The organism is Actibacterium atlanticum, assembly GCF_000671395.1.
Classification (GTDB): domain Bacteria; phylum Pseudomonadota; class Alphaproteobacteria; order Rhodobacterales; family Rhodobacteraceae; genus Actibacterium_D; species Actibacterium_D atlanticum.
In genome coordinates this window covers 768,494-785,574 of the sequence record NZ_AQQY01000001.1, presented here as the reverse complement: position 1 = coordinate 785,574, position 17,081 = coordinate 768,494, and the positions used below count along the sequence as shown (strand labels likewise).

14 protein-coding genes are annotated in these 17,081 nt (G+C 59.3%); 9 read left to right on the top strand and 5 right to left on the bottom strand.

Features of this window, described 5'->3' with window-relative positions; translation table 11 throughout:
- Window positions 1–54 precede the first annotated feature (54 nt).
- Genes tkt through ATO10_RS03865 form a run of 3 tightly spaced genes read right to left on the bottom strand, consistent with a single transcriptional unit; the run spans window position 55 to window position 3,957 of the window.
- Window positions 55–2,052 (bottom strand): transketolase, encoded by a 1,998-nt coding sequence (gene tkt, locus ATO10_RS03875; RefSeq protein ID WP_035248146.1) that lies wholly within the window; start codon window positions 2,050–2,052, stop codon window positions 55–57.
- A 12-nt stretch (window positions 2,053–2,064) separates the two neighbouring features.
- Complete coding sequence (locus tag ATO10_RS03870) at window positions 2,065–2,937, bottom strand: phosphoribulokinase (protein ID WP_035248144.1); 873 nt, start codon at window positions 2,935–2,937, stop codon at window positions 2,065–2,067.
- A gap of 12 nt (window positions 2,938–2,949) precedes the next feature.
- Complete coding sequence (locus ATO10_RS03865) at window positions 2,950–3,957, bottom strand: class 1 fructose-bisphosphatase (protein ID WP_035248142.1); 1,008 nt, start codon at window positions 3,955–3,957, stop codon at window positions 2,950–2,952.
- Between the two features lie 104 nt (window positions 3,958–4,061).
- On the opposite strand from ATO10_RS03865, the gene cbbR reads away from it, so the two are divergent.
- Window positions 4,062–4,994 carry a LysR family regulator CbbR gene (cbbR, locus tag ATO10_RS03860; RefSeq protein WP_035248140.1) on the top strand — a complete coding sequence of 311 codons (933 nt, stop codon included), beginning with the start codon at window positions 4,062–4,064 and terminating at the stop codon, window positions 4,992–4,994.
- On the opposite strand, the gene ATO10_RS03855 is transcribed toward cbbR, so the two are convergent.
- Window positions 4,995–5,906, bottom strand: a complete 912-nt coding sequence (locus ATO10_RS03855; RefSeq protein WP_035248138.1) for a response regulator transcription factor — start codon at window positions 5,904–5,906, stop codon at window positions 4,995–4,997.
- A complete protein-coding gene (locus ATO10_RS03850; protein ID WP_035248137.1) occupies window positions 5,896–9,231 on the bottom strand; it encodes a hybrid sensor histidine kinase/response regulator in 3,336 nt (1,111 codons plus the stop codon). The genes ATO10_RS03855 and ATO10_RS03850 overlap by 11 nt, the downstream gene beginning before the upstream one ends.
- 237 nt (window positions 9,232–9,468) lie before the next feature.
- Here ATO10_RS03850 and urtA point away from each other — a divergent pair, with 237 nt between their 5' ends.
- From urtA to dusA, 8 genes are all read left to right on the top strand, one after another.
- Entirely contained in the window at window positions 9,469–10,743 is a 1,275-nt protein-coding gene (gene urtA / locus ATO10_RS03845; RefSeq protein WP_051597936.1) for an urea ABC transporter substrate-binding protein, read from the top strand.
- A gap of 91 nt (window positions 10,744–10,834) precedes the next feature.
- Window positions 10,835–11,761 carry an urea ABC transporter permease subunit UrtB gene (urtB, locus tag ATO10_RS03840; protein WP_035248135.1) on the top strand — a complete coding sequence of 309 codons (927 nt, stop codon included), beginning with the start codon at window positions 10,835–10,837 and terminating at the stop codon, window positions 11,759–11,761.
- Window positions 11,762–11,773: 12 nt separating this feature from the next.
- On the top strand, window positions 11,774–12,904 hold the full coding sequence (urtC, locus tag ATO10_RS03835; RefSeq protein ID WP_238323360.1) for an urea ABC transporter permease subunit UrtC: 1,131 nt from the start codon (window positions 11,774–11,776) through the stop codon (window positions 12,902–12,904).
- Window positions 12,905–12,916: 12 nt separating this feature from the next.
- The gene (urtD, locus tag ATO10_RS03830) at window positions 12,917–13,666 is read left to right on the top strand and encodes an urea ABC transporter ATP-binding protein UrtD (protein WP_035248133.1); all 750 of its coding nucleotides are present in this window, start codon (window positions 12,917–12,919) and stop codon (window positions 13,664–13,666) included.
- A gap of 11 nt (window positions 13,667–13,677) precedes the next feature.
- On the top strand, window positions 13,678–14,367 hold the full coding sequence (gene urtE, locus ATO10_RS03825; RefSeq protein WP_035248131.1) for an urea ABC transporter ATP-binding subunit UrtE: 690 nt from the start codon (window positions 13,678–13,680) through the stop codon (window positions 14,365–14,367).
- A 24-nt stretch (window positions 14,368–14,391) separates the two neighbouring features.
- On the top strand, window positions 14,392–15,624 hold the full coding sequence (gene fmdA / locus ATO10_RS03820; protein WP_035248129.1) for a formamidase: 1,233 nt from the start codon (window positions 14,392–14,394) through the stop codon (window positions 15,622–15,624).
- A gap of 54 nt (window positions 15,625–15,678) precedes the next feature.
- Entirely contained in the window at window positions 15,679–16,008 is a 330-nt protein-coding gene (locus tag ATO10_RS03815) for an FmdB family zinc ribbon protein (RefSeq protein ID WP_035248127.1), read from the top strand.
- A gap of 63 nt (window positions 16,009–16,071) precedes the next feature.
- Complete coding sequence (dusA, locus tag ATO10_RS03810) at window positions 16,072–17,064, top strand: tRNA dihydrouridine(20/20a) synthase DusA (RefSeq protein ID WP_155886674.1); 993 nt, start codon at window positions 16,072–16,074, stop codon at window positions 17,062–17,064.
- Window positions 17,065–17,081: the final 17 nt, after the last annotated feature.

Genomic DNA, 17,081 nt, shown 5'->3' with positions numbered 1-17,081 from the left:
AGAACGTTACGCCCAATCCGCCCAAAGCCGTTGATGGCTACTTTTACGGTCATTTCAAACCTCTTGATTGTGGAGAGAGACAGCGGCCTGGGCCACTGCTTGCGGCGTGATGCCGAAATGTTGGTAAAGCTGCCCAGCAGGGGCCGAAGCACCAAAGCCGGTCATGCCGATGAAGGTGCTGTTTTCGCCCAGGATCGCATTCCAGCCTTGCTGTACAGCGGCCTCGACCCCGACGCGGGGGGCATTGCCCAGCACCCCGGCGCGATAGGCCGGGTCTTGTTGCGCGAACAGTTCAAAACACGGGGCCGAGACCACCGCCGCGTTGATGTTCAGCTCGGCCAGCATGTCGGCTGCTTTCAGCGCGATTTCGACTTCCGAGCCGGTGGCGATCAGCGTGATGTCACGCGGCCCATCCGCCCCGCGCAGCACATAGGCTCCGCGTGCAGTCAGGTTGTCGCGGGCGTGATCGGTGCGCACTGTCGGCAGGCCCTGACGGCTCAGCGCCAAGGTTGACGGCGTGCGCGATTGGGTCACGGCAATTTGCCATGCTTCGGCGGTTTCCACCGCATCGCAAGGGCGAAACACCAACATGTTGGGCATGGCGCGCAGGCTGGCAAGGTGTTCCACCGGTTGGTGGGTCGGGCCGTCTTCGCCAAGGCCGATACTGTCATGGGTCATCACATAGGTCACCGGCAGGCCCATCAGCGCCGACAAGCGCATCGCGCCGCGGGCATAGTCGGCAAAGCACAGGAAGGTGCCGCCATAGGCCAGAAAGCCGCCATGCAGGGCGATGCCATTCATCACCGCCGCCATGCCATGTTCGCGGATGCCATAGTGTATATAGCTGCCGCCATAGGTGTCCTTGCTGACCGGGGTCATTTCGGACGTACGGGTGTTGTTTGAGCCGGTCAGATCGGCCGAGCCTCCGACCGAATTGGGCAGGGTGGCATTGATCACCTCAAGCGCCATTTCCGAGGCTTTGCGGGTGGCGACTTTGGGGGCGTCTTTGGACAGCTGTGCTTTGTAGGCGCTGATCGCTTTGTCCAGCGCTTTGGCATCTGGGCCGGACAGGCTGGCGGTGAAATCCTTGCCCATGGGGGAGGCGGCCAGACGGCGTTCCCATGCGGCACGGGTGGCGGCGCCGCGTTTGGCGATGGCCTGCCAGGCTTCATAGACCGGTTGCGGGATTTCAAAGCGCGGGTGAGGCCAGTTCAGCGCTTCACGGGTTGCCGCGATTTCATCATCGCCCAGCGGTGCACCATGGGTGGCCGAGGTGCCCTGTTTGTTGGGCGCGCCATAGCCGATGATGGTGCGGCAGGCGATCAGGCTGGGGCGGGGGTCACGGCGGGCCTCGTCAATCGCATCGGCGATTTCGCCCGCGTTGTGGCCGTCAATCGACAGAACATGCCAGCCTGCGGCGGCAAAACGCGCCTTTTGGTCGGTCGAGGTGGACAGATTGGTGGCACCGTCGATGGTGATCTTGTTGTCATCCCACAACACGATCATCCGCCCCAACTGCCAATGGCCCGCCATATCAATGGCTTCGTGGCTGATGCCCTCCATCAGGCAACCATCGCCGGCGATCACATAGGTGTAGTGATCGACCAGATCGTCGCCGAAACGGGCGTTGTGCATGCGTTCAGCCAAGGCCATGCCCACAGCGGTGGTGATGCCCTGACCCAGCGGGCCGGTGGTAGTCTCAATCCCGTCGGCATGGCCATATTCGGGGTGACCGGCGGTGCGATAGCCGAACTGGCGGAAGTTGCGCAGCTGGTCCATATCCATATCGCCATAGCCCAGCAGGTGGTTGATTGCATAAACCAACATCGAACCATGCCCTGCAGACATGACAAACCGATCGCGATCAGCCCAGTTGGGCGCTTTAGGATCAAGCGTCATAAAGCGGTTGAACAGCACAGCAGCCACGTCAGCCATGCCCATCGGCGCGCCGGGGTGGCCGGAATTGGCGGCCTGAACCGCATCCATGGTCAGCGCGCGAATGGCATTGGCCATCAGGGTTTCGGTGGCGGGTTTCACAGACATTTCATTCATGGGAAAGCCTCCTCAGGCGCGCTTGGACTGGCTGACAAGCCGGTCGATCATCGGGGTGAAAATCAGCTGCATGGCCAGATCCATCTTGCCGCCGGGGATCACGATGGAGTTTGCCCGGCTCATCCAGCTGTCGTGGATCATCGACAGAAGATAGCTGAAGTCGATGCCGCGCGGGTTGGCGAAGCGGATCACCACAAGGCTTTCATCCGGGGTAGGGATCCAGCGGGCGATGAATGGGTTGGAGGTATCCACCACCGGGACCCGCTGGAAGTTCACATCCGTATGGGTGAACTGTGGGGTAATGCAGTGCACATAAGCGTGCATCCGGCGCAAAATCACATCGGTCACGGCCTCGGTGGTATAGCCACGCTTTTCCTTGTCGCGGTGGATTTTTTGAATCCACTCAAGGTTCACCACCGGCACCACACCGATTTTCAGATCGGCGTGTTTGGCCAGATCGACCTCGTCATTGACCACGGCGCCGTGCAGCCCTTCGTAAAACAGCAAATCACTGTCTGAATCGAACTCTTGCCAGCCGGTGAATTCGCCGGGGGGCACGCCAAGACGGGCGGCCTCGTCATCGTCATGCACATAGTGGCGGGTTTTGCCGGTGCCCGTTGCGCTGTAGTCGCGGAACACGCGTTCCAGCTCGGCCAACTCGTTGGCTTCAAAGGAAAAATGACTGAAACCGTGATCGCCCGAGGCATAACGGCGTTCCAGTTCGGCCTTCATATCGGCGCGGTTAAAGCGGTGGAACGCGTCGCCTTCGATGCTGACGGCTTTGACGCCCTCGCGCCGGAAAATCTGATCGAACGTGTGTTTGACGGTCGATGTGCCAGCCCCCGAAGAACCGGTGACCGAGATGATGGGATGTTTCTTGCTCATGTTTTGGTGTCCTTAAGCGCGGAATAACCCGCGCGAGCCAAATAGGGCCGAGACCTCGCCTTGGGGCAGGTCATGATAGGCGGCGACGCGGCCAACTTTTTCGGGCGAGCCGAATACGAAGGGCGTGCGCTGATGCAGAGTGGTGGCGGTGTGATCCATGATCCGGTCATGGCCATCGGTGGCCTGACCGCCGGCTTGCTCCATCAAGAAGGCAATCGGGGCGCATTCATAGACCAACCGCAGGCGACCGTTTTCATAGCCCGGGCGCTGATCGCCGGGATACAAAAACACCCCGCCTCGGCTGAGAATACGGTGGGTTTCGGCAACCAGAGACGCCACCCAGCGCATGTTGAAATTGCGTTCGCGCGGGCCGTCTTCGCCTGCCAGACAATCGTCAATATAGGCGCGTACGGGTTGCGGCCAATGGCGATAGTTTGACGCGTTGATCGCGAATTCGCGTGCTGTTGCCGGGACCTTGACAGCGGCATCGACCAACAGCCAGTCGTTGCTATCGGGGTCCAGCAAATAGGCCTGTGTACCTTGACCAAAGGTGACCATAAGCATGGTTTGCGGACCATAGATGATATAGCCGCCCGCCAGCTGTTCTGTGGCCGGGCGCATGACGCTGCTTTCGGCATCGTCCTTGGCATCAAAGATTGAAAATATCGTTCCAATAGAAACGTTTACGTCAATATTAGAAGAGCCATCCAATGGGTCGATTGCAAGGGTGTAAGCGCCGTTTTGATCCAGCTCGATCACGTCTTCGCGCTCTTCGGAGGCATACCAGCGGACAGAGGCATCGCGCAGCCGTTCCGCAAAGGCCTCGTCTGCCATGATGTCCAGGGCCTTTTGACCATCCCCACCGGTGTTCGTGCCCACTTCTGCACCCAGCTTGCCGCCCAGGGGGCCGCGTTGGATAAGATGCGATAGCTGTGCAGCGACGTCGCAAAGCGCCCCCATAAGGGGTCTGAGCGCACTTGGCACATGGGCCGATGTGGCGATCGGCTGTTGGTCTTGCATGATGTCCTCCCCGACATTGCGCTTTTGGCGCGATGGGGTTGATCATGTGCAAAATGATTTGTTATTAAATTTAAATAGGCGAAACCAGCGTTAGAAAAAATTAAATGACAAAGCCCGAAGCCATTACTTTCAAGCAGTTGCGTGCTCTTTCTGCGGTCGCAGCGTGCGGCTCGATAACGCAGGCCGCGGCGCAGATCGGGCTGACGCCGCCAGCGGTGCACACGCAACTGCGGCTTCTGGAGGAGAATTTCGACTGCAAATTGCTGAATCGCGGGCCTGGTGGTGCGTCAAAAGCCGGGGCGACGCTGACCTTGCAGGGCGACTCTGTGCTGGCGGCGGCTCAGGTGATCGAAGCGGCGTTGGAAAGCTGCGCGCAAAAGGTACGCGCCTTTAACGAAGGCATGGAGGGGGCGGTCGTTTTGGGGGTCGTATCCACCGGCAAATACTTTGCCCCGCATTTGGTGGCGCTGTTGAAAGAGGCTTTCCCACAGGTCGAGGTCGTTCTGAAGATCGGTAATCGCGATGTGATCATCGCAGCGCTGCAGGATGGAGCGCTGGACCTTGCGATCATGGGGCGCCCGCCGCGCCGGCCCGAAGTGGTCGCCGTGCCATTGGGTCCGCACCCGCATGTATTGATCGCCCCACCGGAACATCCTTTGGCGCAGCAGGATATGGTTTTGCCGGATGCCTTGTTTAAAGAGGTGTTTCTGGCCCGCGAAGAAGGGTCGGGCACGCGCATATTGATGACTCGCTATCTTGATGCGCTGGGATATGGGGCGCCCTATAAAATGATCGAGATGGGGACCAACGAAACCATCAAGCAATCGGTGATCGCGGGTTTGGGGATCGCGATTATCTCGCGTCATACGGTGACTGAAGAACTGCGTTCAGGGCGCTTGGTTGAACTGAAGGCCGACAGGTTGCCGTTGTTGCGACAATGGTTCCTGATCCGTCGCGCTGATCACGCGCCCAACCCGGCCACGGCGCGGGTAGAAGCGTTTATCGAGGCGCAAAACGGCGCGTTTTTGCCCAACTGATCAGCGGCGCAGGCTGATGATCCGATCCGCCAGCACCGCGGCCGAGGTCCGGTTGTCGACGCCCAGCTTCTGGAAAATCTGTTCCAGATGCTTGTTCACCGTGCGCGCGCTGAGGGTCAGGATTTCAGCGATATCCCGGTTGGTTTTCCCCTGCGAGAGCCAAAACAGCACTTCGCCTTCGCGGTCTGTCAGGTTGAGTTCCTGAGTCAGCAATTCCTGCGGGCTGTCATGGTCGGGCATCGACAGGCGCACCAAAATCTCTTTGGTTGACGACCGCCCGATATAGGTCAGGCGCAGGCCAAGCCGTTCAAAAGCGGGCACTTTAGAGACCGGCAAAGTGACGGCTTGCGACAACCATTGGATCAGCGGCTCCATCGCGCCGTTGCCCCCCATGTCTGTCAGCCCGGCCTGTTCCAGGGCTTCCATCGCTTTGGGCGAGGCCCAGACCAGCGCGCCATCTTCGTTCAGCGCCAGCACGGCGCGCCCGGAACTGTCCAGCGCCTCGCGTGCGCTGCGCACCATTTTGGAGTTCAGCATATGCACCGTGACGCGGGCGATCATCTCGTCGATTTCCACCGGTTTGGTGATGTAATCCACACCGCCGCTTTGCAGGCCACGCACAATGTTTTCGCGATCCGTCAGGCCGGTCATAAAGATGATCGGTGCATCGGTTGCGATGGGGGCGGCTTTCAGGGTGCGGGTGGTTTCAAACCCGTCCATCCCGGGCATGATCGCATCCATCATGATCACGTCGGGTTGCACCCGTTTGACGAGTTCGATGGCCGAGGCCCCATCGCGGGCGACCAGCACGGTCATGCCGATTTCTTCAAGCGCCGTGGACACAAACCCCAGCGCTTCGGGATTGTCATCAACGACCAGCGCGATGTTATGGGTGGATGGATCAAGCGGCATGTTGCTCGGCCCTTTCTATGAGTTTGCGCACGCCGGTCATGTCGAACTGGTCGATACGGCGACGCAACGAGAGGCTGAGATCGGGCGGGATTTCCCCGGCGGCCTCAAGCGCGCTGAGCTTATCACGGATCGCTTTGGTGTGGCCGATGTCGGCCAGTTCAAGAATATGCAGCGCATCCGAGCGTTTCAGAACAAGCGGCGGGGCAGGAGGGGCGCTTGGCGTGGCCTGTTCAGACAGCAGTTCGACTTTCAACAGGGCGCAGATACGTTGCAGCAGATCATCCAGATTGTAAGGCTTGGCAATGAATGCGTCGCACAGGGCCGAGCGCGCCACCGGTTTTTGGGCATCCGAGGCATGGCCCGATATCATGATGATCGGCGTTGTGGCGTGCATGCCTTCGCGCAGGGCCTGTGCCAGTTGCCAACCGTCCATACCGGGCATGGCGATGTCCAGAATGAACAGCTCCGGGCGGATGTCATGCAGCATTTCCAGCGCCAATTCGGCATTGGGCGCCTGAAGCACCGAAAAGCCGATGGGGGACAGGTAGTTTTCCACCAGCGACAGGTGGTTCAGATCGTCGTCCACCACCATCAGCGTGCGCCGCGGCCCGGTATAGCCCGCCGCCGAAGTGCGGATGGCATCGGCGGGCGCGGTTTTATCATGCGCGATCGAAGGCAGCATCATGCGCACCCGAAACAGGCTGCCTTGGCCCGGGGTGCTGTCGACTTCGATTTCGCCGCCCAGAATTTCCACCAGCAGCTTGGTGATGGTCAGCCCCAGCCCCGAGCCGGTTGCCATTGCGCCGCGCCCACGTTCAAACGGGCGCCAGATACGATCCATTTCTTCGGGCGCGATCCCGGTGCCCGAATCCGCCACCTCGATCACTGCGACTTCGTTGCGGTAATTCAGCGTCAGACGCACGTGGCCCTGATCGGTGTAACGGATCGCATTGGACATCAGGTTGATGATGATCTGACGCAGGCGTTTTTCATCACAGGCGACCCAGTCGGGCAGGACACCCCGGGTTTTAATGCTGAATTCCAGCCCCTTCTCGCGCGCGGTTTCTTCAAAGATCGAGGCCACCTGATGCAGGAAGGTGCGCAGGTTGATGCGGTCGCGGGTTAGCTCCAGCCGGCCGGCTTCAATCCGGCTGATGTCCAGCAGGCCCTCGATCAGACCGGCCAGATGTTCGGATGAGCGGCGGATTGTCGTCACCGCGCCGCGCCGTTCTTCAGGGATGCGGGGGTCTTTTTCCAGAATTTGCGCGAAGCCATAGATCGAGTTCAGCGGTGTACGCAATTCATGGCTCAGGCCGCTCATGTAGCGGGTTTTGGCAAGGTTGGCGGCTTCGGCCTTTTCCTTGGCGTCTTGCAGGGCGCGGTCGGTGCGTTCGTGGGCGCGGACCTCGCGCAGCAGGCTGTCGGTTTGTCGGGTGGCTTCTTCGCGGGCTTTGGCCTGACTTTCATGGGCAAGAATAAACATCCACACGCAAATCCCGATGATGATCAGCATGACGCAGAAGATGATGGTCAGGGCGGCGTCGAAATTGGCCTGATCGCGAAAGCCCCGGATCATCAACAACAGACCGCCAAAGCCCAACGCCAGCCCCGTGGTGGCAAAGCCAAACATCGACAGGCGCGACATCAGCGCCTGCGCAACGGGTTCGGGGAACAGGCGGTTGATCAGCGCCGCAATCGTGTTGTCCAGCCGGGCCTCGGGTTTACAGGCGTCCCGGCAGGTGCTGTCCAGCGTACAGCACAATGAACAGATTGGCCCCTCGTGAAACGGGCAGTGCGTCATGTCTTCAGCGTCAAAGCGGTATTCACAAACCGAGCATTCGTGCAAGCCGGGCTCGGCGTTGATGGGCGCGCGGGCGATATAGTATTTGCCCTTTGTTGCCAGCGCGATCACCGGCGCCATCACAAAGGCCGTGCCCAGCGCGATCACCGGCGAAAGCGCTTGGGGCAGCTCCCCCAGCACCCCGGAGTAGGCGATCAGCGAGATCACACAGGCCGCGATCATGGCGCCGATCCCGACCGGGTTGGCGTCATAAAGGTGAGCGCGGCGGAACTCGATCCCCTTGGGGCTGAGCCCCACCTGTTTGTTGATCACCAGATCGGCCACCAGCGCGCCGATCCATGACAGGGCCACATGGGAATAGAGCGCCAGAATGCTTTCCAGTGCCTTGAACACGCCCAGTTCCATCAGGATCAGGGCGATGGCAACGTTAAACACCAGCCACACAACCCGGCCCGGATGGCTGTGAGTCAGGCGCGAAAAGAAGTTAGACCAGGCGATTGAACCCGCATATGCATTGGTAATGTTGATCTTAAGCTGTGACAGGATCACGAACACGCCCGTCAGCCCCAGAACGATCCACGGGGTGTCGATCACCTGCGCAAAGGCGGTGTAATACATTCGGGTCGGATCCGAAGCCTCGGCCAAGGGCACGGCTTCGCGCACCGCAAGGGTTACCAGATAAGACCCGGCCAGCATTTTCAGAACGCCCAGAATCGACCAACCCGGACCGGCAGCAATCAGGGCGCCCCACCATTTGCGTTTTTCGGCGGCGGTTTTGGGCTCGGGCAAGAAGCGCAGGAAGTCGACCTGTTCACCGATCTGGGCAATCAGAGAAAACACCACGCCCGCCGCAGCCCCGACCATCAGGATGGTTGAACGTTCCTTGATGTCGGGTTCTTGCCCCGGAAAGCTGGTCCAGGTGTCAAAGTCATAGCCCACAAAGGCCAAAAGCACGAAGGGCAGGATATGCAGCACGACCCAAAGCGGTTGGGTCCATGTCTGAAACGCCGAGATTTTGGTAAAGCCCTTGGCCACCATCGGGATCACGATCAGCGCGCTGATCAGATAGCCCAGCATCAAGGGCAGGCCGAAACAGAACTCCATCGCGAGCGCCAGAATGGCGGCTTCAAGCGCGAAGAAGATAAAGGTGAAACTGGCATAGATCAGCGAGGTCACCGTCGAGCCGATATAGCCAAACCCGGCGCCGCGCGTCAGCAGGTCGATATCTACCCCGTGTTTGGCGGCGTAATAGCTGATCGGCAGGCCGGTCAGAAACAGGATCAGCCCGACCAGCATGATCGCGGCGACCGCGATGTCAAAGCCATAGACAAGGGTAATGGTCCCGCCAATGGCTTCGAGCGCCAGAAACGAGATCGAGCCAATGGCAGTGTTTGCCACGCGGCCATAGCTCCACTTGCGCGCCCGCCGTGCGGTAAAGCGCAGCGCGAAATCTTCCATCGTTTCGTTCGCGACCCAGCGGTTATAACGCCGCTTTTCGGTCGTGGCCTTCAAGGCTGTCACCATCGGGAACCCCCGTTCGTGTTGATGAGTCAGCCTCTTGCTCAGACACGCGCGTTTGTGTCTGCGCCCTCCCTCAAGAGTCACTCACCCTATTCCCGAAATCACTATGGGGTGGAAAAACGCGCACTCACATACGTCATTTAACGTATACTGCGTCGCAGCATTTTCCGCAAACCTGATGAGGTGAGGGCGGAAAGCATGTCGCCCGGGGTCAACTTTGATGAAGTTCTAGGAGGCGATATGTCCAACAAGAAACCCACCAACCTGAACAATGGCGTCAGCCGCCGGGCCGTGCTGGCCGGGGGTGCAGCTGCGCTGACCGCGTCGCTGTTTACGCCCAAGGCGCTGCGCGCTGCCGATTACCCGACCGCCGAGGTAAACACCACCGGTCTGGCCGTTACCGACGACACCGTGACCATCGGCATTCTGCACTCGATCACTGGTACCATGGCGATCTCGGAAACCGGGTCGGTGCAGGCGGAAAAACTGGCGATTGAACAGATCAACGCTCAGGGCGGTATTCTGGGTCGTAAGATCGAATACATTCAGGAAGACGGCGCATCCGATTGGCCGACTTTCGCGGAAAAAGCCAAGAAGCTGCTGGTGAACGATAAGGTTGCTTCGGTCATGGGCTGCTGGACCTCGGCGTCGCGCAAAGCGGTTCTGCCCGTGTTCGAACAGTATAACGGCTTCCTCTACTACCCGACCTTCTATGAAGGCCTCGAAGAGAGCCCGAACGTGATCTACACCGGCCAAGAGGCCACGCAGCAGATCATCGCCGGTCTGGATTGGGTCGCCAAGGAAAAAGGCGCCAAGAGCTTCTATCTGCTGGGTTCGGATTACATCTGGCCGCGTACCTCGAACAAGATCGCACGTAAGCACATCGAGAACTTCCTGGATGGTGCCAAAGTCGTGGGCGAGGAATATTATCCGCTGGGTCACACCCAGTTCAACTCGGTCATCAACAAGATCCGCCTGAAGAAACCCGATGTGATCTATGCGATCGTCGTGGGTGGCTCGAACGTGGCGTTCTACAAGCAGCTGAAAGCCGCTGGTATCGACATGACCAAGGAAGATCCGATTGTTCTGACCATTTCCGTGACCGAGGACGAAATCCGCGGCATCGGCGGCGAGAACATCGAGGGTGCTTATGCCTGCATGAAGTACTTCCAGTCGCTGACCAACGACAACAACATCGAATTCGTCAAAGCCTTCAAAGAGATGTGGGGCGACGACATGGTGATCGGCGATGTGACACAGGCCGCTTATCTGGGTCCGTGGCTGTGGAAAGCCGCTGTCGAGGCTGCCGGTTCGTTCGACGTAGACAAAGTGCGCGCCGCCACACCGGGTATCGAGCTGACCTCGGCCCCCGAAGGCTATGTGAAAGTGCACGAAAACCATCACCTGTGGTCCAAAACCCGTGTGGGTCTGGCCAAGGCCGATGGGCAGTATGACGTGGTCTTTGAGACCGCTGACCTGGTTGAACCCGATCCCTTCCCTGAAGGGTATCAATAAGGGTTCGTCCCTGGGGGCGGTCCAGTTACCCGGACTGCCCCTTCCCATTCATCCGATGATCTAATGCAACCGGCCGCCCGGAGGTATGCCGATGTTTTCTGACTATTCGATGAGCGAGCTTGGTGCGATCTTTGCAATGCAGGGGTTCGCCGGGCTTATTCTCTTCTCTGTCTTTGTCCTTATGGCGCTTGGGCTGGCGATTATTTTCGGCCAGATGGGCGTGATCAACATGGCCCATGGCGAGTTCATGATCCTGGGCGCATATGTCACCTATCTGATGTCGAACCTGTTTTCGGCCTATATGCCGGGGCTGTTCAGCGCCTATTTCTTCGTGGCGATGATATTGGCCTTTATCGCATCCGGGGCGCTTGGGCTGCTTGTCGAATGGGCGATGATCCGGCACCTCTATAAACGACCGCTTGATACGCTTTTGGCCACTTGGGGCCTGAGCCTGATCCTGCAACAGATTTACCGCAGCGTCTTTGGCGCGCGCGAAGTGGGCGTCACCATCCCTGACTGGATGATGGGGTCAATGCCGGTGACCGACCTGATTGAGGTGCCCATCAACGGCATTTTCGTGATGGTTCTGGCCGTCAGCATCTCGATCGCTGTCTACGTGCTGATGTTCAAATCCACATGGGGCCGTCAGGTCCGTGCGATCAACCAAAACCGCGTGATGGCGGGGGCTGTGGGCATCAACACCGAATGGACCGACCGTCTGACCTTTGGCATCGGCTGCGGTGTTGCGGGGGTTGCTGGCTCGGCCTTTACGATGATCGGCTCCACCGGTCCGACGGCAGGGCAGCTGTACATCGTCGACACCTTCCTTGTGGTGGTCTTTGGCGGCGCGGCCAGCCTGCTTGGCACCATCGCCAGTGCGTTTTCGATCAGTCAGGCCCAGTCGATCATGGAGTTCTTCCTGTCTGGCTCGATGGCCAAGGTTCTGACGCTTCTGACGATTGTCGGCATCCTGATGATCCGTCCGCAGGGCCTCTTTGCCCTCAAACTGCGCAAGTAATCGGAGAGCATAATGGAAACCTCAAACCGCTTTCTTTCCCGCTCTGAGATTATCGGCTTCGCCGTGCTCGCCGCGGTCATCTTCATCGTACTTCCGGTGGCGTTGGACACCTTCCGTCTAAACCTTTTCGGCAAATACCTGACCTATGCCTTTGTCGCTGTCGGTCTGGTGCTGTGCTGGGGCGCGGGGGGCATCCTGAGCCTTGGTCAGGGCGTGTTTTTCGGGCTGGGGGGATATTGCATGGCGATGTTCCTCAAGCTTGAGGCCTCGACCCCTGAAAACACGGCCATCCAATCCACGCCCGGCATCCCCGATTTCATGGACTGGAACCAGCTGACGGCGCTGCCCGCCTGGTGGCAGCCTTTCAACAGCCTGGCTTTTGCATTGTTGGCGGTGGTTGCGGTGCCGGTAATTTTTGCCTTCATCATCGGGGTGGCAATGTTCACCCGGCGGGTGGGTGGCGTGTACTTTGCCATCATTACCCAAGCCTTTGCCGCGATCCTGACGATCCTGATCATCGGTCAGCAGGGGTATACCGGCGGGGTCAACGGCATCACCGATCTGCGCACCTTGCTGGGCTGGGACATCCGCACGGATGAGGCCAAAGAAATCCTGTACTACGTCAACGGGGTCCTGCTGTTTGCGGTGCTGTTCGCGGCGCAATACGTGCGCAAATCCAAGCTGGGCCGCCTGTTGATCGCGATGCGCGACCAAGAGGACCGCGTGCGGTTCTCGGGCTATAACGTCGCCAACTTCAAGATCTTCGTCTTCTGCCTTGGCGCCGCGTTCGCGGGCATCGGCGGCGCGATGTTCACCCTTCAGGTTGGCTTTATGTCGCCGACGCTGGTGGGCATCGTACCGTCAATCGAGATGGTGATCTTCTGTGCCGTCGGCGGGCGCCTGTCGATCCTTGGCGCGGTCTACGGCGCGCTGGTGGTGAACTGGGCCAAAACCACATTCTCGGAAAGCTTCCCCGAGCTGTGGCTGCTGGGTCTGGGCGGATTGTTCATCGCTGTTGTGATGGCCTTCCCCAACGGTCTGGCCGGTGTCTATGCCGAACACGTCGCCCCGCGCATCGCCAAGCTTTTCAACAAATCCGCAGGCGATGACATGCCCGGCGCGGCCAAAACCCCAGCCGAATAAGGAACGCGACAGATGACAGTACACAACCCAAATTTCGTGCTGATGGTCGAGGGGCTGACCGTGTCCTTTGACGGGTTCAAAGCGGTGAATGACCTGAGCTTTTATGTCGAACCCAATGAATGCCGCGTGATCATCGGCCCCAACGGGGCGGGCAAGACCACGGTGCTTGACCTGATCTGCGGGCGCACAAAGGCGACCTCGGGCTCGGTCAACTTCAAGGGGCAGGAACTGCTGAGCATGCGCGAAGACCAGATCGTGCATGCGGGTGTCGGTCGCAAGTTTCAGACTCCTTCGGTTTACGAAGATCTAACAGTCTTTGAGAACCTCGAGCTGAGCTATCCCAAAGGCCACGGCGTCTTTGGCGCGCTGACCTTTCGCCGGGATGACCCGGTCAAGGCGCGGATCAAAGAGATCGCCGAGACGATCTTTCTGGACGATCAGCTTGATGAAAAAGCGGCCTATCTGAGCCACGGCCAAAAGCAGTGGCTGGAGATCGGCATGCTGCTGATCCAAGACCCGGAACTGTTGATGCTGGATGAACCTGTGGCCGGCATGTCGGTGGCGGAACGCAAGAAAACCGCCGAGTTGCTGAACCGCATCATTCAGGACCGCAGCGTGATCGTGATCGAACATGACATGGGCTTTGTCGAAGACATCGCCACCCGAGTCACCGTTCTGCATCAGGGCAAGACCCTGTCGGAGGGCTCGATGGAGCGCGTGCAGAATGATCCCAAAGTCGTCGAAGTTTACCTGGGCCATTAAGGAGAAATCACATGCTGGATGTAACTGATCTGCGCGCGGCCTATGGCGAGTCCGAGGTGCTGCATGGGTTGGACCTGAAGGTCAAACCCGGCGAAATTGTTGCCATCATGGGACGCAACGGCATGGGGAAAACCACGCTGATGAAAACCCTGATGGGGATCGTGCCGGAAAAATCGGGCGGCGTGGCGGTGGGCGAGGATGCCGTGACCGGTCTGAAATCGCATCAACGGGTCGCCAAGGGCATCGCCTATGTGCCGCAGGGGCGGATGATTTTTTCCGCCATGACGGTGCAGGAAAACGTGGAAACAGGGCTGACCGTGACCGGCAGCAAAAAGGTACCCGACGACATATACGAGCTGTTTCCGGTGCTGTTGGAAATGAAATCGCGCCGGGGCGGCAACCTGTCAGGTGGGCAGCAGCAACAGCTGGCGATTGCCCGTGCACTCGCGTCAAACCCCAAGGTGCTGCTGCTGGATGAACCGACCGAGGGCATCCAGCCGTCGATCATCCGCGAAATGGCCCGCACCCTGCGCAAAATCCGCGATCAAAAGGGGTTAAGCATCATCGTGTCAGAACAGGTTCTCAGCTTCGCGCTGGATGTGGCCGACCGCGTGATGGTGATCGAAAACGGCGAATTCGTACACGACAGCCCGCGCGACGGGATCGACGAGGCGAAAGTCTCAAAATTTCTATCCGTCTGAGCAACTACAAGAAAGGACAGTCCTATGGCAGATACGCTTATTTCGGTCGACCTGAGCGAAAGCCCGCACACCAATGAAAACGTGCACAACCGATGGCACCCGGATATTCCGATCAATGTCTGGGTAGAGCCGGGCGACGATTTCAAGATCGAAACCTATGACTGGACCGGCGGTCAGATCAAGAATGACGATGACGCATCCGACGTGCGTGACGTCGAGCTGGAGCAGGTGCACTATCTGTCGGGGCCCATCGGCGTGAAGGGCGCAGAGCCGGGCGATTTGCTGGTGGTCGAGATCCTGGATATTGGCGCCAAAGAAGAAAGCCAGTGGGGTTTTAACGGCTTTTTCTCTAAGCAAAACGGCGGCGGCTTCCTGACCGAACATTTCCCCGAAGCGCAGAAGTCCATCTGGGATTTCGAGGGTATGTTCACCAAGTCGCGCCACGTGCCGGGCGTGAAATACGCTGGCCTGATCCACCCCGGTCTGATCGGCTGTTTGCCGGATCGCAAGATGCTGGACATGTGGAACAGTCGCGAAAAGGCCTTGTTCGACACTGATCCTGATCGCACCCCGCCGCTGGCGGCGCTGCCCAACACGCAAAGCGCACATATGGGCGCGATGAAGGGCGAAGAACGCGACGCCGCCGCCGCCGAGGGCGCGCGCACCGTGCCCCCGCGTGAGCACGGCGGTAACTGTGACATCAAAGACCTGAGCCGTGGCTCCAAGATCTACTTCCCGGTTTATGTTGATGGCGCGGGCCTTTCGATGGGCGATCTGCACTTTAGCCAGGGCGATGGTGAGATCACCTTCTGCGGCGCGATTGAAATGGCCGGCTGGCTGCACCTGAAGGTGAGCCTGATCAAAGAGGGCATGGACAAGTACGGCGTGAAGAACCCGATCTTCAAACCTTCGCCCATTACGCCGAAATACGATGACTTCCTGATTTTCGAGGGGATCAGTGTCGATGAGCAGGGCGAGCAGCACTATCTGGACGTGCATATCGCCTATCGTCAGGCCTGTCTGAACGCCATCGAGTATCTGAAGAAGTTCGGCTATTCGGGCGCGCAGGCCTACGCGATCCTCGGTACCGCGCCGGTGCAGGGGCATATCTCGGGCGTGGTGGATATTCCGAACGCCTGTGCCACACTGTGGCTGCCCACCGACATCTTTGAGTTCGACGGCATGATGCCCAGCCCCGATGGGCCGACCAAGTTCCTTGATGGCTCGGTCGACATTCCGCTGGCGCCTGATCTGTAAGACTTTCGGGGCGGCGTTGCGGCGCCGCCCCGCACTGACCAAAGGACGAACCCAATGCCCGTTTACGAATACTATTGCGATGATTGCGGCCCGTTTGAAGCGCTGGCGCCGATGTCGAAATTCTCGGAGCCCTGCGCGTGCCCGGATTGTGAAAAGACCGCGCCACGTGTCATGTTGACTGCGCCGAAACTGTCGATGATGGACAGTTCCCGCCGTCATGCCCACGCTACGAATGAACGCAGTGCCGACAGCCCGAAGAAATCTTCTCATGGGCCGGGATGCGGTTGCTGCGGCGGCGGTCAGAAGAAGAACTCCAAGACGCTTTACCGCCCGGATGGCTCTAAGAGCTTCCCGACAAAGCGGCCCTGGATGATCTCGCATTAAAAGCTGCCCCTGTGCGCGCAGGGGCTTTGTGTTACACCGTGGCCCAATCGAATCGAGGGCCCTTTGGTGAGCAACACAGCATCCCAGGCCGCGCGGCTCAGCGTGGCGCCGATGATGGACTGGACAGACCGGCATTGTCGGTATCTGCACAGGCTGATGTCTGCGCGCACCTTGCTGTACACCGAGATGGTGACAGCCCCAGCGCTGGTGCGCGGCGGGGCGCTACATTTGCTGGACTACAACGCCGAAGAACATCCGGTGGCTGTTCAACTGGGCGGCTCGGACCCGGCTGAACTGGCCGAGGCGACGGCGCTCTGTGCCGCGCATGGCTATGACGAGATCAACCTGAATGTCGGATGCCCGTCGGACCGTGTGCAATCGGGTTGTTTTGGTGCGGTGCTGATGGAACGCCCCGCGTTGGTGGCCGAATGTGTTTCCGCGATGATCCGCGCCAGTAATGTTGAGGTCACCGTGAAGTGCCGCATCGGCGTGGACAAGCAAGACCCCGAAACCGTGCTGCCTGATTTCATCGCCCGCATGCGTGATGCGGGTGTCACGCGTTTGGCGGTGCATGCGCGCAAAGCGTGGCTTCAGGGGCTTAGCCCCAAGGAAAACCGCGATATTCCGCCGCTGGATTACGATCTTGTCCTGCGGATGAAGCAGCAATTTCCGGATCTGCATATCTCGGTTAACGGCGGGATCGAAAGTTTGGAACAGGCCAAGGGCTTTCTGAAGGATGGGCTGGACGGGGTGATGATTGGGCGCGCGGCTTACCATACGCCCTGCGACATCCTTTTGCGCGCGGATCATGAAATCTTTGGCGAAGCTGGTGTCAAAACAGCCCATGATGTGGTGCAGGAAATGCGCCCCTATATCGCCCGACATGTCGAACAGGGCGGCAAGCTGGCGCAGGTCACCCGTCATATGCTTGGCATGTTTACGGGGCGACCGGGCGCGCGTCATTGGCGCCGGGTGCTGTCAGAACACGGGCATCGCGCCGGGGCAGGGCTTGAGGTTCTGGACGAGGCTTTGTCACATATCCCCGAAAAGGATTGAGCTTACGGTGCTGGCGG